This is a genomic window from Serratia fonticola (assembly GCF_001006005.1).
GTDB classification, from domain to species: Bacteria; Pseudomonadota; Gammaproteobacteria; order Enterobacterales; family Enterobacteriaceae; genus Chania; species Chania fonticola.
This window is the reverse complement of sequence record NZ_CP011254.1, coordinates 1,830,505-1,855,742: the sequence shown is the minus strand read 5'-3', so window position 1 is coordinate 1,855,742 and position 25,238 is coordinate 1,830,505. Positions and strand designations below refer to the sequence as shown.

21 protein-coding genes are annotated in these 25,238 nt (G+C 54.6%); 9 read left to right on the top strand and 12 right to left on the bottom strand.

Annotated elements, in window-relative coordinates; all coding sequences use genetic code 11:
* Nucleotides 1–147 precede the first annotated feature (147 nt).
* From WN53_RS08205 to WN53_RS08195, 3 genes are all read left to right on the top strand, one after another.
* Nucleotides 148–2,070 (top strand): methyl-accepting chemotaxis protein, encoded by a 1,923-nt coding sequence (locus WN53_RS08205; protein WP_024483272.1) that lies wholly within the window; start codon nt 148–150, stop codon nt 2,068–2,070.
* A 100-nt stretch (nt 2,071–2,170) separates the two neighbouring features.
* Nucleotides 2,171–2,842, top strand: coding sequence for a 6-hydroxyaminopurine reductase (yiiM, locus tag WN53_RS08200; RefSeq protein WP_024483273.1), 672 nt, complete (start codon nt 2,171–2,173; stop codon nt 2,840–2,842).
* Nucleotides 2,843–2,891: 49 nt separating this feature from the next.
* Nucleotides 2,892–3,671: a class I SAM-dependent methyltransferase gene (locus WN53_RS08195; RefSeq protein ID WP_024483274.1), complete on the top strand. Its 780-nt coding sequence runs from the start codon at nt 2,892–2,894 to the stop codon at nt 3,669–3,671.
* 467 nt (nt 3,672–4,138) lie between these two features.
* Here the strand turns inward: WN53_RS08195 and WN53_RS08190 are convergent, their stop codons facing one another.
* Both WN53_RS08190 and WN53_RS08185 read right to left on the bottom strand, forming a co-directional pair.
* Nucleotides 4,139–4,501 carry a YibL family ribosome-associated protein gene (locus WN53_RS08190; protein WP_024483275.1) on the bottom strand — a complete coding sequence of 121 codons (363 nt, stop codon included), beginning with the start codon at nt 4,499–4,501 and terminating at the stop codon, nt 4,139–4,141.
* 67 nt (nt 4,502–4,568) lie between these two features.
* On the bottom strand, nt 4,569–6,038 hold the full coding sequence (locus tag WN53_RS08185; RefSeq protein WP_024483276.1) for an aminotransferase-like domain-containing protein: 1,470 nt from the start codon (nt 6,036–6,038) through the stop codon (nt 4,569–4,571).
* A 137-nt stretch (nt 6,039–6,175) separates the two neighbouring features.
* Between WN53_RS08185 and WN53_RS08180 the strand changes: the two genes are divergently transcribed.
* On the top strand, nt 6,176–6,784 hold the full coding sequence (locus WN53_RS08180; protein WP_024483277.1) for a LysE family translocator: 609 nt from the start codon (nt 6,176–6,178) through the stop codon (nt 6,782–6,784).
* Here WN53_RS08180 and WN53_RS08175 read toward each other — a convergent pair.
* The 10 genes from WN53_RS08175 to WN53_RS08130 form a co-directional block, all read right to left on the bottom strand.
* On the bottom strand, nt 6,781–7,338 hold the full coding sequence (locus WN53_RS08175; RefSeq protein ID WP_024483278.1) for an MltR family transcriptional regulator: 558 nt from the start codon (nt 7,336–7,338) through the stop codon (nt 6,781–6,783). The genes WN53_RS08180 and WN53_RS08175 overlap by 4 nt on opposite strands.
* Before the next feature lie 164 nt (nt 7,339–7,502).
* Nucleotides 7,503–8,651, bottom strand: a complete 1,149-nt coding sequence (locus WN53_RS08170; RefSeq protein WP_024483279.1) for a mannitol-1-phosphate 5-dehydrogenase — start codon at nt 8,649–8,651, stop codon at nt 7,503–7,505.
* 62 nt (nt 8,652–8,713) lie between these two features.
* Nucleotides 8,714–10,630: a PTS mannitol transporter subunit IICBA gene (locus tag WN53_RS08165; protein ID WP_024483280.1), complete on the bottom strand. Its 1,917-nt coding sequence runs from the start codon at nt 10,628–10,630 to the stop codon at nt 8,714–8,716.
* A 566-nt stretch (nt 10,631–11,196) separates the two neighbouring features.
* Entirely contained in the window at nt 11,197–11,481 is a 285-nt protein-coding gene (locus WN53_RS08160) for a HigA family addiction module antitoxin (protein ID WP_024483281.1), read from the bottom strand.
* On the bottom strand, nt 11,481–11,759 hold the full coding sequence (locus WN53_RS08155; RefSeq protein WP_024483282.1) for a type II toxin-antitoxin system RelE/ParE family toxin: 279 nt from the start codon (nt 11,757–11,759) through the stop codon (nt 11,481–11,483). The genes WN53_RS08160 and WN53_RS08155 overlap by 1 nt, the downstream gene beginning before the upstream one ends.
* 268 nt (nt 11,760–12,027) lie before the next feature.
* The gene (locus tag WN53_RS08150) at nt 12,028–12,747 is read right to left on the bottom strand and encodes a DUF3053 domain-containing protein (protein WP_024483283.1); all 720 of its coding nucleotides are present in this window, start codon (nt 12,745–12,747) and stop codon (nt 12,028–12,030) included.
* Between the two features lie 197 nt (nt 12,748–12,944).
* A complete protein-coding gene (glyS, locus tag WN53_RS08145; protein WP_024483284.1) occupies nt 12,945–15,014 on the bottom strand; it encodes a glycine--tRNA ligase subunit beta in 2,070 nt (689 codons plus the stop codon).
* Nucleotides 15,015–15,022: 8 nt separating this feature from the next.
* The gene (gene glyQ, locus WN53_RS08140) at nt 15,023–15,931 is read right to left on the bottom strand and encodes a glycine--tRNA ligase subunit alpha (protein WP_024483285.1); all 909 of its coding nucleotides are present in this window, start codon (nt 15,929–15,931) and stop codon (nt 15,023–15,025) included.
* 283 nt (nt 15,932–16,214) lie between these two features.
* A complete protein-coding gene (locus WN53_RS08135; RefSeq protein ID WP_024483286.1) occupies nt 16,215–16,958 on the bottom strand; it encodes a helix-turn-helix transcriptional regulator in 744 nt (247 codons plus the stop codon).
* An 813-nt stretch (nt 16,959–17,771) separates the two neighbouring features.
* Complete coding sequence (locus tag WN53_RS08130) at nt 17,772–19,760, bottom strand: autotransporter domain-containing esterase (RefSeq protein WP_024483287.1); 1,989 nt, start codon at nt 19,758–19,760, stop codon at nt 17,772–17,774.
* Between the two features lie 241 nt (nt 19,761–20,001).
* Between WN53_RS08130 and WN53_RS08125 the strand changes: the two genes are divergently transcribed.
* From WN53_RS08125 to WN53_RS08105, 5 genes are all read left to right on the top strand, one after another.
* On the top strand, nt 20,002–20,574 hold the full coding sequence (locus WN53_RS08125; protein WP_024483288.1) for a DNA-3-methyladenine glycosylase I: 573 nt from the start codon (nt 20,002–20,004) through the stop codon (nt 20,572–20,574).
* Nucleotides 20,571–21,017, top strand: a complete 447-nt coding sequence (locus WN53_RS08120; protein ID WP_024483289.1) for an N-acetyltransferase — start codon at nt 20,571–20,573, stop codon at nt 21,015–21,017. The genes WN53_RS08125 and WN53_RS08120 overlap by 4 nt, the downstream gene beginning before the upstream one ends.
* Nucleotides 21,018–21,093: 76 nt before the next feature.
* Entirely contained in the window at nt 21,094–21,825 is a 732-nt protein-coding gene (locus WN53_RS08115) for a MurR/RpiR family transcriptional regulator (protein ID WP_024483290.1), read from the top strand.
* A gap of 176 nt (nt 21,826–22,001) precedes the next feature.
* On the top strand, nt 22,002–23,510 hold the full coding sequence (locus WN53_RS08110) for a PTS transporter subunit EIIC (RefSeq protein WP_024483291.1): 1,509 nt from the start codon (nt 22,002–22,004) through the stop codon (nt 23,508–23,510).
* A gap of 23 nt (nt 23,511–23,533) precedes the next feature.
* Nucleotides 23,534–24,973, top strand: coding sequence for a 6-phospho-beta-glucosidase (locus WN53_RS08105; RefSeq protein WP_099049903.1), 1,440 nt, complete (start codon nt 23,534–23,536; stop codon nt 24,971–24,973).
* Nucleotides 24,974–25,238: the final 265 nt, after the last annotated feature.

The window sequence follows — 25,238 nt, the reverse complement described above, 5'->3', positions numbered from 1 at the left end:
GTAACAACGCTGCAGCTTGAAAGACGACGGGGATATCTCCGATGATGCCCGCTGATGCGGGTATCTTTTTGCACGTTGCCCGCTAAAGTTTAACCGCTCCTTGCCGATGCTTTGTTCAATTGACTAACGCCTAAAGAGGGATAAATCATGGCGGCATTGAAAGCTTTGGCAGGAAAAATCGTTCATCTCACCGTAGGTAAAAAACTCGGACTCGGATTCTCTCTGATGTTGATACTGGCGATCGTTATCGCTGGCACCGGGATAACCTACCTCAATCTTATCGAATCACGCAGCGACCGCATCGATTTCAGCTATCAGTTAACGGGCGAAATCAGTCAGGCTAAATACACCCGTGCCATGTTTAGCCAAAGTTACAATACCGACTACCTTGAACGTAACCGCAAACATATCGAGAACGCGTTGCAGCTGGCCAGCCACGCGCAAAACCTGAATTGGGATGAGCAAAGCCGCAAGGATCTGGAGCTCTTGGTGGTGTTGCTGGGTAACTATGAGCAACAACAGAAAATGTTTGCCAAAGCCGTGGGGGATAAAGACGCGGTGCGGGCCAGTTGGAACATGTCTGAAGTGCAAGATAGCCTGAGCCAGGTTGAACGCCAACTGGGTGCTACCGATCTGCAACTGGCATTTACCCAGTTGAACCTGAAGCTGACCCAGATCCGCTACTATGCCCGTGGCCTGGTGCTGCAACCCAATCGCGATGCTGAAACCCCATTGCTCAGCGCTATCGATGACGCCCGCAATGCCGCCAACACGCTCAGCCAACGCCTGAACGAGTCACAGCGCCCGTTGCTCCAACCTCTGTTGAGCGTGCTTGACGAGTATAAAGACCACATCGCGGCCTACCTGCCCGCCGTTGAGAATGAGATCAAGATCAGTAAACAGCTCGGCGGCTACGCTGACGAGATCGGTACGCTGGTTAACAATTTCATGAAGGATGAGTTGACGCAGACCCATAACAATATCAATACCGCACAGTGGCAGATGGGGATCACCACGGCGATCGCCATTCTTGCTGGCCTGCTGATATCATGGCGTATCACGTTACAAATCACCCGCCCGCTGCACAGCACATTGATGCTGGCAGAACGCATTGCCAAAGGTGATCTACGCCAAGCGCAAACCAGCACTCGCCGCGATGAGCTGGGCCAGTTGCTTAACGCCGTCGCCGCCATGAGCCAGAACCTGCGCGATATGATTGAGAAAATCCAGATGGGGGTCAGCCAGGTCTCCACCGCCGCCGGGGAAATCGCTGCGGGCAATACCGATCTCTCTTCACGTACCGAACAGCAGGCTGCCGCGGTGGAAGAAACCGCTGCCAGTATGGAACAGCTCACCGCTACGGTGAAGCAGAATGCCGACAACGCCCATCACGCCAACCAGCTGGCGACCGATGCCTCACAAACCGCACAGCAGGGCGGCAAACTGGTTAACAACGTCGTTAGTACCATGCGGGATATTTCCAACAGTTCGCAGCGGATCGCTGAAATTACTACCCTGATCAACGGCATTGCCTTCCAGACCAATATCCTGGCCCTGAACGCCGCCGTAGAGGCCGCCAGGGCAGGCGAGCAAGGGCGTGGTTTCTCGGTTGTCGCCAGCGAGGTGCGTAATCTGGCTCAGCGTAGTGCCCAGGCAGCGAAAGAAATTGAAGGGCTGATCACCGAGTCTGTCAACCGAGTGCAGAGCGGTACCGCACTAGTGGAAGACACCGGCAACACCATGGAGCAAATCGTCCGCTCGGTCACTCACGTGCGCGATATCATGGCGGAAATAGCCGCCGCCTCCGATGAACAGACCAGAGGCATCGCGCAGATTGGCCAGGCTATCGTGGAAATGGATCACACCACGCAGCAAAACGCCGCGCTGGTGGAAGAGTCTGCCGCCGCTGCCGATTCGCTGGAAGAGCAGGCTGAGATGCTGCTGCAAAGCGTCTCGGTATTCCGCCTGGCGGATAAGGCTGCGCCAGTGGAGGCGAAAGCCACCCAGCTCAAATCGCCATCGATGGCTAAACCGAGCACCAGCGCCGAAGACAACTGGACGACCTTCTAACCCCTCCGCCCGCCCGGCGATCTCCGGGCGGGTTATTCTGTTCCTCCCCCTCGACTCAGGCTATGCTAGACGGCATTAACGAGCGTGAATGGAGGCTAGCATGCACCACCCAGACGTCTATCTCGGTTCGATTCAACCTTATGAAGGTGGCCGCCCCAGCGCTATCGCCAAACGCCTGGTGGAGGGCACGCTGAAGCTTACCCCCTTGGGTCTGGCAGGCGATGAGCAGGCAGAAAAAAGCTACCATGGCGGGCCTGACCGCGCCCTTTGCCACTACCCGCGCGAGCATTACGACCACTGGCGTGAACAGTTCCCCACTCAAGCTGAACAGTTCTGCGCGCCCGCCTTTGGTGAGAATATTTCTACTCTCGGCCTGACCGAACATAACGTGTTTATGGGGGATATTTTCCGCTGGGGCGAAGCGCTGATCCAGGTGACCCAACCGCGCTCTCCGTGTTTCAAGCTCAACTACCATTTCGCTATCGACGATATTTCGGTGCTGATGCAGCAAACCGGCCGCTGTGGCTGGCTGTACCGCGTGGTGTCGGCCGGAGCGGTCAGTGGCGACCAACCGCTGGAACTGGTGACCCGTAATAGCGATGTTTCCGTCGCACAAGCGATCGGCATCGCCTGGCACATGCCGTTCGATGAAGAACAATACCGCCGTTTACTGTCGGTCGCGGGTCTGTCGGCCAGCTGGAGCAAAACCATGCTGACGCGCATCACCAGCGGCAAAATCGAAGACCTCAACCGCCGTCTGCTTGGCCGTTAACCGGCGCCAGGCAGAAGACATCCATCGACCTGGATTAGGGAGTTGCGCTATGGCTACATCACCTCATTCCATTCATCACGCGGCTGCGGCTGGTTATCAGGCCAATGCGGACCGCTACGTTTTAGGCCGCCCGGATTATCCGGCGGAGATCGCCGATTGGCTGCGTGAGGTACTCGAGCTACAGCCCGGTAAGACCGTTATCGATCTGGGTGCAGGCACCGGCAAGTTCACTCCGCGCCTGCTGGAGACCGGTGCCAACGTCATCGCCGTTGAACCGGTGGCGCAGATGCTGGAAAAACTGGCGGCAGCATTTCCTCAGGTGAAAACGCTGGCAGGTACCGCCGAATCTCTCCCGTTGCCGGATGAATCGGTGGATGCCGTGGTGTGCGCGCAGTCCTTTCACTGGTTTGCTACGCGTCAGGCTTTGGCGGAAATTCAGCGCGTGCTGAAACCCGGCGGCAAGCTTGGCCTGGTGTGGAATATGCGCGATGTGCGGGTTGGCTGGGTACGCAAACTCAATCAGATAGTCGATCGCCACGAAGGGGATGCGCCGCGTTTTTATACCGGTGAATGGCGCAGGCTGTTCCCTTACCCGGGTTTTGCCCAGCTACAGGAGCAGGTGTTTATGCTGGGGCATAGCGGAGCGCCGGAGGATGTGATTTATAACCGCGTGCGATCCACCAGCTTTATCGCCGCGTTGCCGCAACGGCAGCAGGAACAGGTGATCGAACAGATCCGCCAGTTGGTGGCAGAGGAAGAGGAGCTGCGGGGGAAGGAAACGCTCACGGTGCCTTACCAGACCTGCGCGTTCTCTACGACCAAGGCCTGAACATGCCCCTCACCCTAACCCTCTCCCACAGGGAGAGGGGACCGATCGAGTTAGGCTGAAAGTATCGTAACTCTTCATCAGCACCGGCTGATTCACCTTGGTTGAGGGGGCGATCGCGGTTGCTGAGATTACCACCGCTCTCTCAACAGAGCAGGGGCTATCCGCTCCCTCTCCCACAGGGAAAGGGGACCGATCGAGTTAGGCTGAAAGTATCGTGACTCTTCATCAGCACCGGCTGATTCACCTTGGTTGAGGAGGCGCTCGCGGTTGCTGAGATTACCACCGCTCTCTCAACAGAGCAGGGGCTATCCGCTCCCAAGGTGAGGGGACCGATCGAGTTCGTTAATTGCTTTGCGTAATACCTTGCCTTTCTTGTTTTGCCCCCTACTTTCCGAAGTTACGCGGACTAACTACGCACTCGGGACAGCTCCCTCTCCCTGTGGGAGAGGGTTGGGGTGAGGGGATAATCAGAACGCTTTTTTGGCGTAACCGGTAACCACTTTCAGGCCCATCTCGCGGCCAAGAGCGGTCATTGGATGCACCACGATCAGGCCACGGGCGCTTTTCTTCAGCGTGCCCATATCCGCCTGCTCTTTCTTGGTGATCTCACGGCTGAACGGCAGCTGGCTCAACTTTTGCGCTTCCGCACTCAGTTTTTCCACGCGCACGTTTTTCAGGCGCTCAATCTCGGTCTTCAGCTTCTCTTTTTCTTTGAGATGTTGCGCAATCAGGTCGGTGTTACCCTGCTGGATCACCACGGTGTCTTTGTGGTTCAGTGCGTCCAGCAAATCGCTCAGGCGCTTAATCTCGGCTTTTTCTTTCTCTTTCATCGTCTCTGGCCTGTTTTGTTCTATGGCGTAAAAAATATTTCGCTAGTGTAGCAAAATGCACGGCAGGTTACTCCTCACCTTGCGCAATTCCCGCTGGCAGGCCGCTCATCTCACAGGCTTTTGCCCCCACCCGCGCCAGCGCCTGGGTATAACGGGCGTTAAATGGATAGCAGCATGAGAGCCGCAGCCCATTATGATAACGCCCACTTGGAGAATATAGCGTACCCGGCGTCAGACAGATCTGCTCATCCAGCAACTGATGGAACAGCGCCACCGTGTCCACCCCTGTTGGGAACTCCACCCAGAATACAAACCCACCGGCAGGCTGGGTGGCTCTTGTCCCGCGCGGGAAATGGCGGGCAATCAGCGCCCTGGCCTCTTCCACCTGCGCCGCATAGCGTTTGCGCAAATTGCGCAGATGATGATCGTATCCCCCCGCCTCCAGGAACATCGCCAGCGTTTCCGACAGCAAGTGCGACTCCGACATCGAAGACACCGCCTTCAGCTTGCGCAGCGCCTCACTGAACCGCCCGCCGACCACCCAGCCGATGCGGAAATCCGGTGCCAGCGTTTTGGTGAAGCTGGAGCAAAACAGCACCCAGCCGTCGCTATCGAACGCCTTCACCGCCGGGCTGAGCGCGCTGCCAAATTGCAGCTCGGCATACAGCCCATCCTCGATCAGTGGCACTTGATGATCGTTCATCAGGCGTGCCAGCCGTTTTTTCGACGCCAGCGGCATGGTGCAGCCCAGCGGATTCTGTATCGTCGGCATGGCGATGACCGCATTCAGCCGTTTCTCCTGCAGCAGCAACTCCAGCGCATCCAGCGACAGGCCATGCTGCGGGTCGGTGGGGATCTCCAACGCTTTCAGCCCCAGGCTGGCAAGCAGCGGCAACAGGTAAAAATAGGTCGGCGACTCCAACCCCACGCAGTCGCCCGGCTTGGTGGTCACCCTGAGCGCCAGCTGTAAGGCTTCCATGCAACCGTGTGTCAGCGTGATGTCACTCGGCTCCAACAACATGCCCAACGTCATCGAGCGCCGGGCGATCTGCTGGCGCAACCGCAGGCTACCCGGCGGCAAGGCGTATTGGCCAATCAGGTTAGGCTGGCGGCGTAACTGTGATGACAACATCCGCCCCAGCTTGCCACCGGGATAAAAATCCACGGTTTGCGGGCAAGCGAGCGACAAATTGGTGAAGGCCGGGTTCTGTTGGGCGGCGAAAACCGTATCGATCAGGGCCAGCACATCATCCGCTGGTTGTTCAACCCGGTTGCTGGGTGCCGACGCCGTTTTCAACGCAGGCAAGGTCGCCCGCACGTAAAAGCCAGACTGTGGCCGTGCCTCGATCAGCCCCCGGTCTTCCAACTGGCGATAGGCTGCCACCACGGTATTGATGCTGACGCTGTGGCTCTGTGCGCAGCTGCGTACCGAAGGCAGGCGGCTACCGGGCGGTAAAGTGCCACGGTGGATAGCGGCCGCCAATGTCTCCGCCAGTTGCAGGTAGCGGGTTTCCGGGATCTCGTCGAGCAGGGTCACAATTTCTCTCCAGGCAATGGGTACAGTTAGAAATTAGCGCAACTGTAACCATGACAATAACTGATTTCTGGTTCTGTCACCATCACCCCCACAGCCCTTATGCTGGTGATCACCCCCAATCATGTATGGAAAACCTCATGCTGGACTCTGCTTTTATCAGTTACGTGACAGTGATGTCGATTACACCTGGCCCCAATAACCTGCTGCTGGCCTCGTCCGGCGTCAATTTCGGCCTGCGGCGTACCCTGCCGATGGTGTTTGGTATCAGCCTGGGCTGCGCAACACAGTTAGCCCTCACCACGCTATTGCTGGCGCTGATCCTGAACTGGGCCGATACCATCCGCTTTCCGCTGGCGGTAATGGGCTGTGCGTACCTGCTGTGGCTATCGTGGAAACTGTATAAGGCGGCCTCACCGGATGCTAAACAGCAGGCGCGGCCAATGCACTTTATCGGCGGAGCCTTATTCCAGGCGGTGAACCCGAAAGCCTGGCTGATGGCCATCAACGTGGCAATCCTGTTCACGCCTCATGAGGGAGCGTCGCTGCATCAAACGCTGTTAACCATCGCAGGCTTCACCGCGGTGAATATCCCCTGCATCTTGATCTGGGCATTGATGGGCGATCGGCTACGCCACGCTCTGCGTGTGACCTGGAAACTGCGGTTATTTAACGGTGTGATGGCGGGCTTAATGGCAGCAACCGCGTTATGGCTGCTGTTTGACGAGTGGCGGACGCTGATGGCTTAAGGCTTTTGAGCACCGAGCGGGGAGAGCCGGGAGGGCTGCTTGGCGCCGATTTCCGCCAGCAGCTCGGTAATCGACAGCACCATGGTGGAACGCACCATCTGCTGGTAACGCTGGTGTTGCATGGCGATCAACGATTCATCCGCCTCGCCGGGCTGTAGAAAAGTGGGGACCGGCGGCAAAGCGCTGACGCAGTGGAGCTCCCCGAAGGGGCCGAGTATCTCATCATCAATAAAGCGATATTCCGAACCGTCGTGGTTCAGCTCTTCACGCATAGCCATCAGCAGTTCGGCATCTTCGTATTCGTGGCGGGAAATCACCCCCAGCCCGTACATCAGCTTCAGACGAACCGAAAGTTCACCAAGCGGCCCGGCACCGGACAACAGAGGTTCGACGGCATATTTCACCGCATAATCATCTTTACGGAAAACCTGCACCACCAGGACGTTCAGCGCTTCTGCCAGCAGCTCGACCGCTGCGATCAGAAAACTGCGCACCGTCTTGCCAGCGTTCAGCTTTTCCAGAACCTTGTTTTCGAATGCCTGTGTCTCGATCATCTTCGCTTTTCGAATCGCGTGGGTGGTGTGGTCACTCGGGCGCTCCCCGTTAACCGCAGGGAGTGAGCCCGAATGGGGGGCAAAGACGCCTTGCCCCCTCACCCTACCCCTTATCCGTGGGGAAAGGGAATGGGTTTGCTTACACTGGTTTGATATCACAGCGTTTACTGCAAGGCGTTATACACAGCAACCGCCTCTTCCACAACCTTGCTGTCGGCCGGTAAACCGGAAATTTGCGCCAGCGCGGCTTTTGGACCCAGTTTTGTCAGCAAGTCTACCAGTTCTTGTGCCTGTGGATCCTGCTCGCTGCGGTAGCTCATGGCGGCGGCGATCCCCTTGATCAGGTTGGCGTGCGGCAAGCCGTATTCCAACGTGCCCAACAGCGGCTTGATCAGGCGATCGCCCGCGCTCAGTTTGCGCAGCGGCTGACGGCCCACACGCTCTACGTCATCATGCAGATACGGGTTTTCGAAGCGGGACAGGATTTTGTTGATATAGGCAGCATGCTTGTCGGCGTCAAAACCGTAGCGCTTGATCAGCACCGCACCACTCTCTTCCATCGCCCCTTTGACCACTTGGCGGATGACCGGATCGAGGATAGCATCACGAATGGTCAACAGCTTGGCGCGCTGGCCCAGGTAGGCGGTGATCGCATGGCCGGTATTGAGGGTAAACAGCTTACGTTCAACAAATGCCATCAGGTTGTCGGTCAGTTCCATGCCGGCGATGGCTGGCGGTTGGCCCTTGAATTGGGTCTGATCGACGATCCACTCGCTGAAGGTTTCTACCGTCACTTCCAGCGGATCGTTGCTGCCCGCCTCGGCTGGCGGCACGATACGGTCTACGGCGGAATCGACAAAGCCGATATGCTGCTCAACCCAGGCCTGTTCATCCTGTGGCAGCGCGTCGAACACGTGCTGTTTGAGCTGGCTGGTACCACGCACCATGTTTTCACAGGCGATGATATTCAGCGGTTGAGCATTGCCTTGCTGATGGCGCAGGATCAGGCCTTTGGCGATAGTCCCGGCAATTCTGGCGAGGATCTGCGGACCAACGGCGGTCGTGACGATATCGGCCTGGGCAATCAGGGCCACCGCCTCTTCGCTACCGCTGTTAACGGCACTGACGTTATTCACCTCTTCAACGCGCGCCTGCTCACCCACCACATGTACCTGGTAGCTTTTGCGTTGGTTCAACGCGTCCAGCACCGTCTGGTTAACGTCAGCAAAAGTCAGTTCGGCGTGCGCGTCGGCAAGCAGTTTGCCAATAAAGCCACGGCCAATATTGCCGGCTCCGAAGTGTAATGCTTTCATATTCCACCCTTTCTTAATGTAGAAAGGTGCAGCAAGCTGCACCCTTTAAAATAATTCTGTTATCAGGCCTTCTTGCCGCCCAGCAAATCCAACACTTCCTGGACGCTGGTGGTATTCGCCAGCCGCTCGATGACGGTTTCATCATCCAACGCATTGGTCAGGCTGGTGATCACCTGGATATGCTCGTTGTTACGCGCCGCGATACCGATAACCAGACGCGCCACCTCATCCTCTTCGTCACCGAAACGTACGCCCTGCGGATACTGGCAGAACACCACGCCGGTACGCAGCACGCGGTCTTTGGCTTCAATGGTGCCATGCGGCACGGCAATGGATTCGCCCAGGTAGGTAGAAGTCAGCTTTTCACGTTCCAACATGGCCGGAACATACTCTGGCTCGACATAGCCGCCCTTCACCAGTTGCTCACCGGCAAAGCGAATGGCCTGCTCTTTATCAATGGCCTGCAAGCCGAGGAACACGTTGCTTTCACCTAGTTTGAACAGGTTCTGTTCGCTGGCGTCAAAGCTGTCATCCAGGGTGGAGATAACCTTCTGCTGGGTTTCGCTGGTCTTGTTAGCGGCCACCAGGCGAGCGGTCAGATCGCTGTACAGATGGCTGTCCAGGAAGTTGGTCAGCGAGATGTGCTGGGCCTGCGGCGCATGGCGCATCGCACGCTCGGTCAGATCGCGGTGAGTGATCACCAGATCCACATCTTCCGGCAGGCTGTTGATCGCGCTGTTAGTTACGGAGATATTCTTCAGCCCCGCGTCCGCCACTTTCTTGCGTAGCACGCCAGCACCCATGGCGCTGGAACCCATACCCGCATCGCAAGCCACGATGATTTTACGCACGGTGCTCAGATCGCCGTCTACGGCTGCGTTTACCGCGGCACCGCCTTTAGACTGGGCTTTCATGTCCTGGATACGGCGGGTCGCTTCTTCCAGGTCGTCTTCCTCTTTCACTTTTGAGGTTTTCAACAGGAAGGCTGAAACCACGAAGGAGACCACGAACGCCGCAAATACCGCCGCCAGGTTAGCGAAGTAGGCGCCTTTTGGCGTCATCGCCAGCACCGCCAGGATAGAGCCAGGGGAAGCAGGAGACACCAAGCCACCGTTCAGCAGGGTCAGGGTGAATACGCCGGTCATACCGCCCAGAATAACCGCCAGGATCAGGCGTGGATTCATCAGCACGTATGGGAAGTAGATTTCGTGGATACCACCCAGGAAGTGGATGATCGCCGCACCGCCAGCAGACTGCTTGGCACTACCACGGCCGAAGAACATATAGGCCATCAGCACGCCCAAACCTGGGCCTGGGTTGGCTTCGATCAGGAAGAAGATCGATTTACCGGTTTCCGTCGCCTGCTGGATGCCCAGCGGTGAGAAGATACCGTGGTTGATGGCGTTGTTCAGGAACAGGATTTTCGCCGGTTCAACGAAGATCGAGGTCAATGGCAGCAGGTTGTTGACCACCATGATATGCACGCCAGCCGCCAGCACTTTAGATATCGCTTCGACCAATGGCCCGATACCCATAAAGGCCAGGATTGCCAGCAGCATACCGATGATGCCTGCGGAGAAGTTGTTGACCAACATCTCGAAGCCGCTTTTGATCTTGCCGTCGACCCAACGGTCAAAATGCTTGATCGCCCAGCCGCCCAACGGGCCTGCAATCATGGAGCCCAGGAACATCGGCATGTCCGCACCGACGATCACGCCCATGGTGGTGATGGCACCGACCACGCCGCCACGCTCGCCGCCCACCAGTTTACCGCCGGTATAACCGATCAATAGTGGCAACAGGTAGGTGATCATTGGCCCAACCAGCTTAGCTAACGTCTCGTTTGGCAGCCAGCCGGTAGGAATGAATAGCGCAGTGATGATACCCCAGGCGATGAATGCGCCAATGTTGGGCATCACCATATTACTCAGGAAACGGCCAAAGTTTTGCACTTTAACCTTGATGTCTGGTGAAAACATAAACACACCCCTATTGTTACGCGCTGACAATAAGAGCGCGCGATAATTGTTGTAACGTTCTAGCCCTGTTGATGCTGTTTGCGAAACGGACTCTACCACGCTCTTTTTACTACGCGAACTTCACGGAATTTTTGTGATCACCATCACTAACATTGCCCCTATACCCTGGTGTATTTAGTGATATACATCACACTTGTGCGGTGTAAAAAAAATACAACGAGAAGATATACCGGCAAAATGCACCAAAAACGTGACCATCGTCACACTTTAAACCTTGCTGTTTGTTTTTAAAATGTGACAAGAATCACAATTTATTTTACATCCGACCACCGGGCCGTGGCCTGAAATGACATCTTCCCTGTGAGCATCCACTCCGTCGGGAAATAACCATGGCTTGGATGAAAGAAAACTACATTAAGAGATGTGATGAATAAGTGAAGTGTAGTACAGAAGTGCGTGGGAGTATTTTGGTGAGCGTTCAAGGCAGTTGCTCCGCCAAACAATGCCGGGCCAGTGAACGCATCCACCGCCCGGCAGAAATAACCCTACCGGCATGGCGGTAGAGGTCAAGCGGCAACCAAACGCTTTAGCTGCGAAGTATTGACTGCTTTTTTGGCGATCCACAGGCTGTAATTATCCTGCAGGTTTAGCCAGAATTCAGGGGAACTGCCCAGCACTATGGACAACTTCACCGCCATCTCAGGGCTAACAGCCGCATTCCCTGCGACCAAGCGCTGTGCGGTGGAGGGTGCCACCATCAACGCCCTGGCAAATACGCGGATACCAACACCCAGTTCTTCCAGCGTTTCAGCGATGATCTCGCCCGGATGCGGGGGGTTATGCATAGCCATTAGTGATAATCCTCATAGTTGACGATATAGGCATCACCGTCGATAAATTCAAACGTGATGCGCCAGTTGCCTGTTACGGTTATTGACCACTGCCCGGCACGGTCACCCGACAATGGGTGAAGTTGATAGCCAGGGCGGTTGATATCACTGATGTCCTTTGCTGCATCAATTACACCAAGCCTCAGACGAATTTTACCGATCTGTTGAGTATTGATGCCAGCCGTAGAGCCTTTCTCAAAAAACTGTCGCAATCCCTTGTGCTTAAAACTCTTAATCATAAGAATGCTCCATCACCCTCGTTGCGCAACACGAAACATTATACAACCTGTTTCGTATTACGCAACATCCAAATATCCGTGAAGAGGTGGGATCGCAGCGCCAGACAGCATGCATGAAGCTTGGTATTCGGTTAATACACTTGAGGAAAGATTAAACCATCGAGAGGTGAGGCGATAAATATATTATATATCAGTAAATTAAAAAGGGCCGAACAAGTTCGACCCCCTACAGTTCCAGCAACATTGCCAATCTGAATATTGCTTAACGCTACTGCATTACCGCCAGCACGGTTTTCTGTGCGTTCAGCAAGTCCTGCTGCTTGGCCACCAGATTGGACATCATGGTGTTGTACTGCGTCGCCTGCTGCTGGGTACGGAACTGCACGCCGCCGTTGTTGAAGCTGACCTGATTGCCCTGGGCCTGCAGGAAATCCCCTACCTGTACCAGATCTTGGACAAAACCGGCGGTGGTTGGGATCGCTGGCATCAGCGCATTGGCCGGTGCGGTAACAATCTTGTCATACACCTGGTTGTATACCGCTTTCAGATCGTCCGGCTGTTTCAGCGCCACACGAGCAGTATCCGCCTGCGCCTTGGCAGTCTGGATCTGCTGGCCCAGCAGGTTTAACGCGCCGATCGACTGTTGCAGGCTATCGCGCTTGCTCATGTAGTCCTGTGCGGTGCGGATCTGATTAACCTGCTCCAGCGCCGGGGTCAGGCTGGCGTCCACCGACTTCGTCAACTGCTGGGAAAAGCCCACCAGAATGGCGTAATCGCCGGTATAAGCACCGAATTTCTGTTTCTGATCTTCGCTCAACGTCGGGATATGTACGCCACTGCGCATGACCGTATTCTGTAAGTAATCAACGAATGCCTTGCGCTGCTCCGGCTCTTTATCGCCGCAGGCGGTCAGTTGCATAACCACCAACAATGCCAACACCGGTGCCAGCCAACGCGCGAAACTTCTGCTCTGGATCCCTACAGCCATGTGACATAACTCCTGTTATAAACGTGTCTTTTATCAGATTCCATGCCGTCTGCCGCCCTCCGTGCGTCTAAAGAATAGATCAACTGCCAGCGATACGAAATGTGATTGTGCGAGGCTCGCAGAATAACTCACCGTTGCGCGGCCGCCATCAGAGAAGAAAAAGCGCCCGCAGGCGCTTTTTCTTGGGCTTTACACCATTATTGCAGTACGGAGATATCCGCGACCTGCAGGAACAGTTCACGCAGCTTGCTCAGCAGCGTCAGGCGGTTCACACGCACCGCTTCATCTTCGGCCATCACCATCACGCCGTCGAAGAACGCATCCACGGTTTCACGCAGTGCGGCCAGTTCTACCAGCGCTTCCTGGTAGCGGCCTTCGGCGAAGAACGGCTCCAGCTTATCGCGCAGCACCACCAAGTGGGTTGCCAACTTCAGCTCGGCCGGTTCTTTCAATACCGAAGCGTGGACGTGGTCCAGCAGCGTATCGTTGGATTTGGCCAGGATATTGGAAACACGCTTGTTGGCAGCCGCCAATGCCGCTGCAGCTTCCAGCGTACGGAAATGCGTCACCGCTTTTACCCGCGCATCGAAGTCGGCTGGCTTGGTTGGGCGACGTGCCAATACGGCCTGGATGGTATCCACCGCATGGCCTTCTTCCTGATACCAGGCACGGAAACGGCCCAGCATAAAGTCGACAACCTCATCCACCACCTTGGCGTTGGTCAGCTTGTCACCATACAGGCGGACGGCCTCTTCGGTGAGGGTTTGCAGATCCAGCGGCAGGTTTTTCTCAACGATAATACGCAGCACGCCCAGCGCAGCACGGCGCAGCGCGAACGGGTCTTTATCGCCTTTTGGATGTTGCCCGATGCCGAAGATCCCGGCCAGGGTGTCCATCTTGTCGGCAATCGCCAACGAGCAGGCCACCAACGATTGCGGCAGTTCATCACCGGCAAAACGTGGTTGGTACTGTTCGTTCAACGCCACCGCCACGTCTTCAGCTTCACCGTCGTGGCGCGCATAGTGCATACCCATGACACCTTGGGTGTCGGTGAATTCGAACACCATGTTGGTCATCAGATCGCACTTCGACAGTAGCCCCGCACGCGTAGCGTGGTTGACGTCTGCCCCGATCTGGCCAGCGATCCAGCCCGCCATGGCCTGGATACGGTCGGTCTTGGCGCGCAGGGTGCCCAGTTGCTGTTGGAACAGCACGGTTTCCAGACGCGGCAGGTTGTCTTCCAGGCGTTGCTTGCGGTCGGTATTGAAGAAGAATTCGGCATCTGCCAGACGCGGGCGCACCACCTTCTCGTTACCGGAGATGATTTGCTGCGGATCTTTCGACTCGATATTGGCGACGAAGATAAAGTTCGGCAGCAGTTTGCCCGCGGCGTCATACACCGGGAAATACTTCTGATCGCCCTTCATGGTGTACACCAGCGCTTCCGCTGGCACCGCCAGGAACTTCTCTTCGAACTTGGCGGTCAGCACTACTGGCCATTCGACCAACGAGGTAACCTCTTCCAGCAGGCTCTCGCTCAGATCGGCTTTACCGCCAATCTGCTGTGCAGCCAGCTCGGCATCACGCTTGATCAAAGATTTACGGGTTTGATAATCCGCCACTACTTTGCCGCGTTCCAACAGGATCTGCGGGTATTGATCGGCGTTATCGATGGTGAATTCGGCTTCACCCATAAAGCGGTGGCCGCGAATAGTGCGGGCAGAGTCGATACCCAGCACGGTGCCAGGGATCAGTTCTGCACCCAGCAGCAGGGTCACGGTATGCACAGGGCGGACGAACTGGGTTTCTTTATCGCCCCAGCGCATCAGTTTCGGAATTGGCAGCTTGGACAGCGCGGTGCTCACCATACCGGCCAGCAGTTGCTGGGCAGATTGGCCTGGCACATGGGCGCGATACAGCAGCCATTCGCCTTTATCGGTCACCAGGCGCTCGGCCTGATCGACGGTAATACCACAGCCACGCGCCCAACCTTCGGCCGCTTTGCTTGGTTTGCCTTCGGCATCGAACGCCTGGGCAATGGCTGGGCCGCGTTTTTCAACTTCACGATCGGCCTGCGCAGCACTCAGATCCGCCACTTTCAACGCCAGGCGGCGCGGAGCGGCAAACCACTTCACTTCGCCATGTTCCAGGCCAGCGTTGTCCAGCTCAGCGGTAAAGTTGGCAGCAAAGGCTTCTGCCAGTGAGCGAAGAGCCTTCGGCGGCAGCTCTTCCGTGCCGATTTCCACCAGGAAAGTCTGTTGTGTCATAGCTGCCTCTACTTCTTGTTACACATTGGGAAGCCCAGCGCTTCGCGGGAAGCGTAGTAGGCCTCGGCAACGGCTTTGGTCAGCGTGCGAATTCGCAGAATATAGCGCTGACGCTCGGTAACCGAGATCGCCTTGCGTGCATCCAACAGGTTGAAGGTATGAGCAGCCTTGAGGATACGTTCATAAGCCGGCAGCGGCAGCGGTTTCTCCAATGCCAGCAGCGTTTGTGCTTCCTTCTCATACTGCTCGAAGCAGGAGAACAGGAAATCGACATCGGCGTATTCGAAGTTGTAGGTGGACTGCTCCACTTCGTTCTGATGGAACACGTCGCCGTAGGTGGTAACGCCCAACGGGCCGTTGCTCCACACCAGATCGTAGACGCTGTCCACGCCCTGGATATACATCGCCAGGCGTTCCAGACCGTAGGTGATCTCACCGGTGACCGGTTTGCACTCCATACCGCCAACCTGCTGGAAATAGGTAAACTGCGTGACTTCCATGCCGTTTAACCACACTTCCCAACCCAGACCCCAGGCGCCGAGCGTCGGGTTTTCCCAGTTGTCTTCCACAAAGCGGATATCGTGGATGGTCGGATCCAGACCCAGTTCCTTCAAGGAACCCAGGTAGAGTTCCTGAATGTTTTCTGGCGATGGCTTAATCACCACCTGGAATTGGTAGTAATGCTGCAGGCGGTTCGGGTTTTCCCCGTAACGGCCGTCGGTTGGGCGACGTGAAGGTTGCACATAGGCGGTGGCCATTGGCTCCGGGCCCAGTGCACGCAGGCAGGTCATCGGGTGGGATGTCCCCGCGCCAACTTCCATGTCCAGCGGTTGCACGATGGTGCAGCCCTGGCGCGCCCAATAGTCCTGTAGTGTCAGGATCAGACCCTGAAAGGTCTTGGTATCAAACTTTTGCATGTTGATTTCGCACGCGATACAAGTGGATTTAACAGAATGGGCCAGTATACCCGTTGACCGTAAGATATACAGCCAGAATCCCGCAGCAAGTGTCAATCTTCGTGAAAAAATCGCGTTTCGCGGCCAGTTAGGAAGGGATCGAGTCGATAGTTGTTGCCTGAACGAGATTTAGCCCGGCGATAAGCCTCAATGAATAGGGTCGGCCTAAGCAGTGATGTTTAATACCGCTACACCATCCGACATTGATCATCGATACGTTAAAGCCGGAGGCTCTTGGTCACTCTCATTCCCGCTCGGAAAGCACCGGCCTGATGAGCTTCAGCTCAACGCCAAGCCTGATGGCATGTTTGGCATTGGTAACGCCTAATTTTTTGACCACATTGCCGATATGATATTTTACGGTGGTGAGCTTGATCCCCAAAATCAGTGCGATTTCCTGATAGGATTTCCCCATGCTGGCCCAGTAAATCACCTCATTCTCGCGTTTGGAGAATAGCTCTTTTTGGTTGATTTGATCATCATCGCTGGTGTTATTCAGTTCGTGATAAAGTGCGGTTAATTTATCATGCACGGTGATTAACAGCATTTGCAGTTTATGTTGGTTCTCTTTGATAATCTCTTCTATATTTTCGTCACAGGCATCATCCATAATAAGAGACAGCACCACTAGATTATTATTGTGATCGTGCAACACAAACGTATAGCCATTGATGACATTATAGTTCTTGGCCATATCAAAAATATTGGGGTGTTTTAACCCAGAGCCGTTCTTAATATTTTCATCCCAGACGAAAGGTGTCACTCGGCGGGATGTGGAAATCAACACCGGATCGATAAACTGGTAGTTATTTGCGGTATAAAACTCAAACCATTCTGTTTTGTTGGAAATGATGGTGAAATTAGCAGGGTTTATTTTGCTCATGATCGCATAAGCGTACTTTATGCTGTTATACTCTCGTAAGTTCGCTTCCAAATAACTCTTTATGACTGAGTTAATAAATTCATTATTAAAGAATAAACTCGACACGCAAAGTCTCCTTATTGAAATTCCCGTTACAAATTTCAGAGCACAGCATAGAAGTAATATTTTATCATAAAAAAAACAGAAAACTAATAGTGAGTAAAAAAATTCCGCGAGCTTTTTAATCAATAACACCGTGATGATTTTACTGTTTGATATATTTAATGAAATAACTGTGATTTTTTAACCACACTCACCCCAAGACATCAAAGCCTGATTTTTCACTGCGTTAATAACGGTTTTACAACAGTCTGCGTGATAAATTTTTAGTTGCTGAAGTGTTTTCAATTGGGTGTTTTTTTGCCAAAAATGTTAACATTCGGCAAAAAACACCACATCATATCTGATAATAACTAACTTTTTGATTGTTGATACCGCGTTGAAGCTAAAAAACTAATGATAGGGGTTGAGATTGATACGTTTTTTATATATTTCAGGCACGCAAAAGCGCTCCCACTCGTTGATTAGTGAGCGAGAGAACAATTGACAGACAACCTGTTATTTATAATAATGACAACAAAATTTCCCTGGTGTTGGCCGAATTGGCTCCTGATCCTTTAAACGGGATCAGTTTTTTTTATTTAAATCTTTTGCTCTTATGCCGTAACGATAAAGTCTTTTAGGGGCAAATGATAGTTATACTAAAGTACAGTCAGACACTGTACTTTTCAGGTGAAGGGCTCGGGCAAGGCAATGGCGCACAGGCCTAACAGCCCCGCATATCAGGCACTGTCCCGTAATAATGGTAAGCGCTGCTCTCCCCTGTTCTTCCCGGCACCAAACCGTCTGGCACCGGGCAATTAAGATTAAATCCATTCTTCAAAAACGCGCACTGACCCCCACGTTGTACATAAATTGCTCGCCACTGCTCAAACCGCTGGTTTGCGAAACCGTCGCAAACGCCGCCACCCGATCGCTCAATGGCATATTCGCCCCCAAGGTGATATCCATCCAGTTTTTATCCTGGCTGGCGCTGTCGCGGGTGAATGAGGTCTGGGTCGATTTCAATCCACCGCCTGCCCGGTAAACGCCATCACCGAACTGGTGCTGATAGCTCACCTCCGCGTACGGATTAACTACCCCGAGCTGACTATCCAATCGCCATCCTACAGCGCCGATCTGCGAATGATAGGTCTGATCGTTGAAACGCATGGCCGTACTGTTGTCGCCATTCTCGCTATAACCGGAGACATTGCTGTAATCCCAGGCAAACTGGGCCATCGGCCCGGTGGTGAGGTACGAAGCGATCGGGAAGTCATACCCCGCAGTAACGCGTGCGCCCCACTGCTTACCATCGGTATCACCGGTTTCTGTACGGGTTAGCGAACCCAGCTGCATACTGCGGTTAATGTCGTCGTAATTCACGCTGGCATAGTGCAAATCAGCATTGACCCATCCTTGCTCAAACAGCGTCAGGGAGCTGAAGGCCGACAGCAGCACGCCACGCGCCTTATAATCGTAACGGCTGGAAGGCTGTTGATTATCGTTAGAACCCGAGATCAGCGCCCCTATCAGCCACTCATCCGTCAGTTGATAATCCACGCCCAGCGTTAGGTTATGCGTGGTGGCGTCACCATCTCCGGCAACCATGTTGGCTGAATAATCATAACGTTGCCCAGCATAGCCGCCGAATACGCCCAACGACCCCTGTGGATTGCTGTTGGTGCGTAACTGCTGAAAACGGCTGTCCAGGGTAGCACGGCTATCACGCGCGAAAGCGGCGGTTGCCTGGTTGAGTGCCACTGCCTGCGCCGGGCCATCCAATACCGCCTGAATATAATCGGCGATCAGTTGGTGAGCCTGCGGGCTAGGGTGGAAATGATCGGCAAACAGATAAGCCTGCTCGCTGTTAAAGCCTGGCATGGAGGAACTGCATACCGCCGAAGAAACTCCCGCTGGGCAGGCCATACCGGCAGTGTTGGTAAAACCAAACTGGCCCGGATTGGCGATCGCCTCGCTGAACAGTTTGTTGACGTCAACGCGCACGATATTACCGCCGCCCTGAGCCAACAGGCGATCTTCGCTCTGGTTATAAAAATCGGTAAGCTGGGCCGCCTGGGCGCTGAAACTGTCAAAAGTCGCGCTCAGTTGGGCAGCAATGGCCTGCTGCACCAGCGGATTGCTGCTGGCCTGCTGTGCAGCGGCACCTAAAGCCTGATGGATCGCCTGCTGGCGCGAAGCGTTATCCGGCGTGGCGAGAGTATTAAGCTTGCCGTACGCCGCCAGTATGGCCGCGCCCTGCACCGGCCCCAGCGCCTGCTGGATAATCAGCTCCATCAATTGCGGGGTTGAGCCGATATTCGGTACCGTTGGCACTATCACCGTCCCGGCACCGGCGTTCAGTAAAGCGTGCACCTGCGTCGCCGCAGCCAAGGCGCTGGTATAGGCCACCTCCGGTGCAGTTGCCACATTCATCGCCGCGGCGGCCAGATCGTTGCCGCCAATCCAGTGAATATACAAACCGTCGCCGTCGGCCCTGCCGTTAACCCTCGCAAGATAGCTTTGTAGCTGATCCTCGGTGTTGTCCGCCGGGTTTAGCGCCGGAACGGCCACACCACCACCGGCAGCATAGTTGTAGCCACCGTTATCGGATGCCACCAGCGCGGCACCGATGCGCTGGCCCAGTATTTCGTCATACAGCTGATGTTGGTTACTGTCATAAGTGAAGCGGCCGTTATTGCCGGTATCACTCAGGCTGTCGCCAAACACGTAAAGTTGATCGTAAGCCTGTGCCGTAGCACTGAGGCAAAAAGCTAACGCCACAGCAAGCACCGTTGGGGTTTGCTTGCCCTGTCTTTTCAGAGGCATAAATAGACTCCTGAGAGTCAAAATAGTAAACCGGGCGCAGCATGCAGCGCCCCTACGGTCGAACCTATGTGACTCATATCCAATTCTTATTGTTAGCCTTTATCACCAAGGCTATGTAGTAAATATTGCGTGGATTCACATAACGTCAAGCTTACCGACGATAAATCGCTCAAAGGGTTGCCAAGCAGGCCGCTTGCGGCGATGATTACCTGTAAATAAATACAGCATAAGGAATCCTCGTATGGCCAACGAACGTTGCGGTTGGGTTACCGCCGATCCGCTATATCTTGAGTATCATGACCAGGAATGGGGCGTACCCACCACCGACGCACGCGAGCTGTTCGAAATGCTGTGCCTGGAAGGCCAGCAGGCGGGTCTTTCCTGGATCACTGTGCTGAAAAAACGTGAAAACTACCGCCGTGCCTTCCACAATTTCGATCCGCAGCGCATCGCAGCCATGACCGAACAAGACGTGGCAACGCTAATGCAAGACAGCGGCATCATCCGCCATCGCGGCAAGATTGAGGCGATTATCAACAATGCCAAGGCCTATCTGGCGATGGAAACCGCCGGAGAGGATTTTGTCACCTTTATCTGGCAGTTCGTCACCGGCAAGCCTCTGCTCAATCACTGGCAGGCGCTTGGCGAAGTCCCCGCCAAAACCGAACAGTCCGATGCCCTGTCCAAGGCGTTGAAAAAGCGCGGCTTTAAGTTTATTGGCTCCACTACCTGCTATGCCTTTATGCAGGCCAGCGGCCTGGTGAACGATCATCTTACCGGTTGCTTCTGCCACCCAAAGCAGCGCCAGGCATGATCCGCACTGCCGTTCCGGCCGATATCGAGCCGCTGATGACGCTGTGGCTGGCAAGCACCACCCAGGCCCATCCGTTTATCGCGGCCGATTATTGGCAGCAAACCGCCCAGTTGGTGCGTGAAAGCTATCTGCCGCGCGCCAAAACCTGGGTTTATCTGCACCACCAGCAGATCGCCGGTTTTATCAGCGTGCTGGATGAACGCTTTGTAGGCGCGCTGTTTGTCGATGAACGCTTCCACGGCCAAGGCGTCGGAGCCGCACTGATGGAACACGTGCAGCAACAGCACGGCTGGCTGAGCCTGGAGGTATACGAGCAGAATCTGCGGGCCTGCGCCTTTTACCGCAAGCTTGGGTTCAGTGAAGTACAACGCCAGTTCAACCAGGAGACCCAGGCCCATACGCTGATCATGAACTGGGCCGCCGCCGAACTGCGCTACCCCTGAAGAAGTGGCGGGCGGGCTTTGTCATCCCTGCCCGCTTCTGGTACTTTGGCAGCCAACCTTGTCAACGGGATCCAGCATGTTTACCCATATCGCCTTATCCAAGCTCAACGGTCTTGAATTGATGGTGTACAACTACGTCATCAAAAATAAGGACAAGGTTATGTATATGACTATTCGCGAGCTGGCGGACGGTGCCAAGGTCTCCACCACCACGGTATTACGCTTTTGTAAGAAAATGAATTTCAGCGGCTATTCGGAATTCCGCATTCGCTTTAAACTCTATCTGGAACAGGAAGACAAACTGCTGCTAACCTCCGGCGTCAGTGAAATTGTCAGCTTCTTCAAGAGTATTAACAATGAAGAGTTTGAACAGTTAATTACGGATGCGGCAGCACACATTGCCAACGCGGAACGGATCATCTTTGTCGGAGCAGGCACATCCGGCACGTTAGGTAAGTACGGCGCTCGTTTTTTCTCTAACGTCGGTAAATTCAGTAATTATATCGATGACCCTTATTATCCCATCAGCAGTGATATGTATAAAAACGCGGTAGCCATTATTTTATCTGTTTCCGGAGAAACGCCGGAAATGCTTAAACTGGCGAGCCAATTTAGCCTGCATAACTGTAAGATCGTCAGCATTACCAATAGCGAAACCTCTTCGCTGGCGCGCATGGCGGACTTTAACCTCTCTTACCACATGCCGCAAATCCGCATTGCCAGCGAATACGATATCACTACCCAGGTACCGGTGATGTATATGTTGGAAGCGATAGGGAAAAAGCTGGCTAAAAGTCTCGACCATTAATTTTATTAGTTAAAGCACGTTAAATAACACCCTGTTTTTTGCATGTAACAAGTCACTATTCTGCAATTTTGTTATATCGTGACATTCTCTTGCCGTTTGCTACTATCCATTTAGAAATCACCTTCGACCGATAATAAAGCCCGATATTTCTGTACCCCACAGATGGAGTTACGTTGATGGCAATTAATTATGCTGACTCGGCAAAAGAGATCGTACGCCTGATTGGCGGCGATAATAATGTGATTAATGTCACACATTGCGCCACACGTTTGCGATTTATTTTAAAAGATACTAGCCAGGCCGATAAAGACACGCTGAAACGCGTCAAAGGCGTTATTACCGTTATCGAATCCAGTGGGCAATTGCAGGTGGTGATTGGCAACCACGTCGGCGATGCCTATCGGGAAGTGCTCAAACTGGTCAATATGGATGAGAACGTGGCGGTCAGCGCGCCGAACGTCGGCATCGTCAGCCGCCTGATGGACATAATCTCCAGCATCTTCGCCCCCTTCCTGTATCCGCTGGCAGCCTGCGGGGTGTTGCAGGGGCTCATTTCGCTGTTTGCTGCCTTGGGCTGGATGGATCCGGCCAGCGGCACCTATCGTATTCTGAACTTCGTTTCCTGGACCGGTTTCACCTTCCTGCCGGTGATGGTAGCCTTCACCGCCGCGAAAAAATTCAACGTCAATCCGTTCACTGCGGTGATCGCGGCCTGTGCACTGGTCTCTCCAGACTATATGAACATGCTCACCGCCAATAAAATCCTGTTGGTGAACTCTGCCGATCCGGCCATGCAGGCTTTGATGCAGGAAGCCGTCAATAACCCACAGATTGCCAGGGTGCTGGCCGAGGTGGCCGGTATCCCGATTAATGCCGATCCCCTCACCTTCCTGGGCATGCCGGTGCAGTATCTCAGCTACACCGCCTCGGTGATCCCGATCATCCTGATGGTCTGGATCATGTCTTATGTGCAGCGTTTCTTTGAACGCATCCTACCGCTGGTGATCCGCAACCTGTTCACGCCGATGTTCTGTATCGCGATCATGGTGCCGCTGACGCTGCTGGCCTTTGGCCCGATCGGTAACATGATTGGCGGGGCCATCGGTGGCGTCTATAACACGCTGTATCACCTCAGCCCTTCCATTGCCGGAGCGGTGGTAGGCGCACTGTGGATGCCGTTGGTCACGCTGGGCGTACACTGGGGGATCACGCCGGTCACCGTGGGGAACTATGCCACACTGGGTTATGACACCTTTACCGGCCTGCAAGCCTCGCCGGTGTTTGCCATGGCGGGTGCGGTGCTGGGCGTCTATTTGAAATCCAAAGACCCGGAGATGAAGCGCGTTTCGCTGTCTGCGGGCATGACCGCCCTGTTTGGCATCACGGAACCCGCCATCTACGGCGTAGCGTTGCGTCTGAAACGCCCAATGATTTGCGGCTGTGTCGCCGGTGCGGTCGGCGGTTCCATTGCCGGAGCCTTCAACGCGGTATCATGGAGCTATTGCCTGCCGGGGATTGCCGTGCTGCCGGTGTTCTTTAAAGAAGGCCATATGCCGCAGTTCCTTGGCTTCCTGTTGTCCATCTGCGTGGCATTTGTGCTCGGTGCGGTACTAACCTATATCGTCGGCTTCAAAGAAGAACAGCCTGCGCCAACTGCACCGCTCAACAAGCCTGAAATGGCCTAAATTTATCTACCAAGAGAAGCAATATTATGAAAAAACAGTTACCGGATGATTTCCTGTGGGGCGGCGCGGTCGCGGCGCATCAGGTTGAAGGCGGCTGGGATCAGGGCGGTAAAGGCCCAAGCATCGTCGATGTGCTGTCCAGCGGTGCCCACGGCGTCGATCGCGTGATCACCGACGGCATTGAACCAGGCTACCTCTACGCCAACCACGACGCAGTGGACTTCTATCACCGTTATCAAGGCGATATCGCGCTGTTTGCCGAAATGGGCTTCAAGTGCTTCCGCACCTCAATTGCCTGGTCGCGCATCTTCCCGCTAGGGGATGAGCTGGAGCCGAACGAGGAAGGATTACAGTTCTACGACAACCTGTTTGACGAGTTGCTGAAATACGGCATTGAGCCGGTGATCACCCTTTCCCATTTCGAGATGCCATGGCATCTGGTGAAAGAATATGGCGGCTGGAAAAACCGCAAGGTCGTCGATTTCTTTGTGCGCTTTAGCCAGGTGGTCATCTCCCGTTACCAGCACAAAGTGAAGTACTGGATGACCTTCAACGAGATCAACAACCAGCGCAACTGGAAGACCCCACTGTTCGGCTACTGCTGTTCAGGGGTGATTTTCACCCAGGAACCGAACCCGGAAGAGTGCATGTACCAGGTGCTGCACCATCAGTTTGTCGCCAGCGCGCAGGTGGTCAAACTGGGGCATGCCATCAACCCGGCCCTGCAGATTGGCTGCATGATCGCCATGGTACCGCTGTATCCGTTCTCGTGTAATCCGGATGATGTGATGTATACGCAAGAGGCGATGCGTGAACGCTTCCTGTTTGGCGATGTGCATATGCGCGGCTATTACCCGTCCTACATTCTGCATGAATGGGAGCGCAAGGGTTACCATATCCAGATGCAGCCGGAAGATGAGCAGATCCTGCGTGAAGGTTGTGCAGACTATATCGGCCTGAGCTACTACATGAGTAACGCGGTGCAGGCGGACTCCATCGGCACGGGCACGGCGCTGGCCGGTTTTGAAGGCAGCGTGCCGAATCCTTATGTGAAAGCATCCGACTGGGGCTGGCAGATCGATCCGGTAGGGCTGCGCTATACGCTCAACATCCTCTATGAACGCTACCAGAAGCCGCTGTTCATCGTCGAAAACGGCTTCGGTGCGCTGGATAAGCCCGAGGCCGATGGCCAGATCCACGACGATTACCGCATCGCCTATCTGCGTTCGCACATCGAGCAGATGAAAAAAGCGGTGATCGACGACGGCGTTGAGCTAATGGGCTTCACCCCCTGGGGCTGTATCGACTGCGTGTCCTTCACCACCGGGCAATACAGTAAGCGCTACGGCTTTATCTACGTAGATAAGCACGACGACGGCAGCGGCACCTTTGCCCGCTCGAAGAAACAGAGCTTCGACTGGTATCGCCGCGTGATCGCCAGCAATGGCGAAACGTTAGCCTAACGGCATCTTATCGGGGCGAAACTCTTCGCCCCTTTGTCCTAAAGATCAACCAATCTTGCATTAATTCAGTTTGTTCTGGTTCCCAAGCGGCGATTTGGCGGCTACCTTCCTGCCTGGCTTACAGGTTTATAATTTGTCACGATTTTTATCGGAACTGCTGGCCAAAAGGTACGTCATAGTTGCGCGGCCCGTTTGGGGCTCGCGGCTGAATGCCGACGATTTAGCGCCTCCAGTTTGGAGTAGCGCACGCAGATATCCCTGCTTT

Excerpts from the sequence above, each read along its gene's own strand:
- WN53_RS08205 (WP_024483272.1), top strand. The coding sequence starts at position 148 with ATGGCGGCATTGAAAGCTTTGGCAGGAAAAATCGTTCATCTCACCGTA.
- yiiM (WP_024483273.1), top strand. The coding sequence starts at position 2,171 with ATGCACCACCCAGACGTCTATCTCGGTTCGATTCAACCTTATGAAGGT.
- WN53_RS08195 (WP_024483274.1), top strand. The coding sequence starts at position 2,892 with ATGGCTACATCACCTCATTCCATTCATCACGCGGCTGCGGCTGGTTAT.
- WN53_RS08190 (WP_024483275.1), bottom strand. The coding sequence starts at position 4,501 with ATGAAAGAGAAAGAAAAAGCCGAGATTAAGCGCCTGAGCGATTTGCTG.
- WN53_RS08180 (WP_024483277.1), top strand. The coding sequence starts at position 6,176 with ATGCTGGACTCTGCTTTTATCAGTTACGTGACAGTGATGTCGATTACA.
- WN53_RS08175 (WP_024483278.1), bottom strand. The coding sequence starts at position 7,338 with ATGATCGAGACACAGGCATTCGAAAACAAGGTTCTGGAAAAGCTGAAC.
- WN53_RS08170 (WP_024483279.1), bottom strand. The coding sequence starts at position 8,651 with ATGAAAGCATTACACTTCGGAGCCGGCAATATTGGCCGTGGCTTTATT.
- WN53_RS08165 (WP_024483280.1), bottom strand. The coding sequence starts at position 10,630 with ATGTTTTCACCAGACATCAAGGTTAAAGTGCAAAACTTTGGCCGTTTC.
- WN53_RS08160 (WP_024483281.1), bottom strand. The coding sequence starts at position 11,481 with ATGGCTATGCATAACCCCCCGCATCCGGGCGAGATCATCGCTGAAACG.
- WN53_RS08155 (WP_024483282.1), bottom strand. The coding sequence starts at position 11,759 with ATGATTAAGAGTTTTAAGCACAAGGGATTGCGACAGTTTTTTGAGAAA.
- WN53_RS08150 (WP_024483283.1), bottom strand. The coding sequence starts at position 12,747 with ATGGCTGTAGGGATCCAGAGCAGAAGTTTCGCGCGTTGGCTGGCACCG.
- glyS (WP_024483284.1), bottom strand. The coding sequence starts at position 15,014 with ATGACACAACAGACTTTCCTGGTGGAAATCGGCACGGAAGAGCTGCCG.
- glyQ (WP_024483285.1), bottom strand. The coding sequence starts at position 15,931 with ATGCAAAAGTTTGATACCAAGACCTTTCAGGGTCTGATCCTGACACTA.
- WN53_RS08130 (WP_024483287.1), bottom strand. The coding sequence starts at position 19,760 with ATGCCTCTGAAAAGACAGGGCAAGCAAACCCCAACGGTGCTTGCTGTG.
- WN53_RS08125 (WP_024483288.1), top strand. The coding sequence starts at position 20,002 with ATGGCCAACGAACGTTGCGGTTGGGTTACCGCCGATCCGCTATATCTT.
- WN53_RS08120 (WP_024483289.1), top strand. The coding sequence starts at position 20,571 with ATGATCCGCACTGCCGTTCCGGCCGATATCGAGCCGCTGATGACGCTG.
- WN53_RS08115 (WP_024483290.1), top strand. The coding sequence starts at position 21,094 with ATGTTTACCCATATCGCCTTATCCAAGCTCAACGGTCTTGAATTGATG.
- WN53_RS08110 (WP_024483291.1), top strand. The coding sequence starts at position 22,002 with ATGGCAATTAATTATGCTGACTCGGCAAAAGAGATCGTACGCCTGATT.